This window comes from Mesorhizobium sp. M7A.F.Ca.ET.027.02.1.1 (assembly GCF_004022985.1).
Classification (GTDB): domain Bacteria; phylum Pseudomonadota; class Alphaproteobacteria; order Rhizobiales; family Rhizobiaceae; genus Mesorhizobium.
This window is the reverse complement of sequence record NZ_RZOL01000727.1, coordinates 1-1,492: the sequence shown is the minus strand read 5'-3', so window position 1 is coordinate 1,492 and position 1,492 is coordinate 1. Positions and strand designations below refer to the sequence as shown.

General features: G+C 61.7%; 3 protein-coding genes. 1 reads left to right on the top strand and 2 read right to left on the bottom strand.

All coding sequences use genetic code 11. The features are described from left to right. Positions 1–4: 4 nt before the first annotated feature. On the top strand, positions 5–433 hold the full coding sequence (locus tag EN749_RS35610; protein ID WP_023761392.1) for a DUF6481 family protein: 429 nt from the start codon (positions 5–7) through the stop codon (positions 431–433). 126 nt (positions 434–559) lie between these two features. On the opposite strand, the gene sugE is transcribed toward EN749_RS35610, so the two are convergent. Next, complete coding sequence (gene sugE, locus EN749_RS35605; protein WP_013528463.1) at positions 560–874, bottom strand: quaternary ammonium compound efflux SMR transporter SugE; 315 nt, start codon at positions 872–874, stop codon at positions 560–562. A gap of 205 nt (positions 875–1,079) precedes the next feature. Continuing rightward, complete coding sequence (locus EN749_RS39495; protein WP_013528464.1) at positions 1,080–1,205, bottom strand: hypothetical protein; 126 nt, start codon at positions 1,203–1,205, stop codon at positions 1,080–1,082. Between the last annotated feature and the right edge of the window lie 287 nt (positions 1,206–1,492).

Sequence of the window (1,492 nt, the reverse complement as noted above, 5' to 3'; positions counted from 1 at the left end):
GGACTTGGCTATCTACAGGGAAAAAGACGTTTTCGAGCGGCGCAATGCCGCAAACGAGGCAAAGAAGGCGCTCCTCGAGCGCTTCAAGGCAAAGCCGGCGGCGGATGATCCTGCTGTGCTGGCACGGCAGGCTGAACGCAAGGCGATCCTTGCGGCCCGCGAAATCCGCGAGGCTGAAAAGGCTCGGCTGAAGCAGGAGAAGCTGGCACGCGAAGCGGTCGAGAAGGCCGAGCGCGAGGCAGCAGCCGAAGCGGCACGTATCGCCGCCGAGGAAGCTGCACAGGCTGAGGCCAAGATTCGGGAATCCGAAGAGAACGAGCGCATCGCCCGTTTTCTGGCCGACGAAGCCGAACGCAAGGCCAAGCGTGACGCGCGTTATGCGGCACGCAAGCAGCGCACCGGCAGGACGCCGCCGGGCTTCTCCGCCCGCTAGCCTCAGGATTACCGAAGCAGCCAGCTTCGACAATCAGGGTCGCCTCACAGCGGCCCTGAAGGTGTTTGTCCGTCGCCCAAATATTGGTCCCGGTTCTGAGGACGACATGCGCAAACCAAAAGACCGTCAGGCGGCGAACTTCAGCCCCATGATGCCGCAGACGATGAGCGCGATGCAGGCCAGCCTGATCGCGGTGGCTGGTTCGCCGAGCAGCCAGATGCCAAGCAGTGCCGTACCGACGGTGCCGATGCCGGTCCACACCGCATAGGCGGTGCCAACGGGCAGCGCCTTCAGCGCCAGGCCGAGCAGAGTGAGGCTGACGACCATCGAGGCAACGGTCAGCACGGTCGGCACCAGCTTCGAGAAGCCATCTGTGTATTTGAGGCCGATTGCCCAGCCGATCTCGAACAGGCCCGCGAAAAAGAGAAGAATCCACGACATCGACAACGCTCCATCAGAGCATCGGACCGAAAAGCGATTTTCGGCGTCCGACGATCAGTCAAACAATGGCGGGTCGTCCCGTCCGGATTTTGGGGAGGCGCGAGGTCGTCCCCGCCACGCCAATATAGGAATTTCGAGCGCTCGATCAACAGGGGCCGGCAACAGTGTCGCCGGCCGTAATCTTATTGCGAAGTGGATCGCCGACCTACTTGTCCTTGAGCTTCATCGCCTTGACCGGCGGCGCCTTCAGCGCGGGAGCCGGAGCGGGCTTCTTGGCGTCCTTCTTCGGCTTGCGGGCTTCCTTGCCTGCCTTCATCGCACCTTTAGCCATGATTCGTTCCTCCTGATGTGGGACGCCAAGTGAAACAAGAGAACCGCCCGACCGCAAGGGGTTAGCGACCGTTGCCGGCGTCGCCGGATCGCTTTCAACCGGTTTCTAATTTGCTCGTAAACCATGACGGTCCGTGCGATGGTCATTTTCGCACTGCAGCATCGACCCGAGCTTCGCCGGGTGATCGTCAGGCAGGCCGTCAGGACGACAATGCGAATCCACATCGGCTGCGAGATGAGCTTCGACTTTCCGCAGGAAACGCCGCTCATCGCGATGCTGAATGTGCA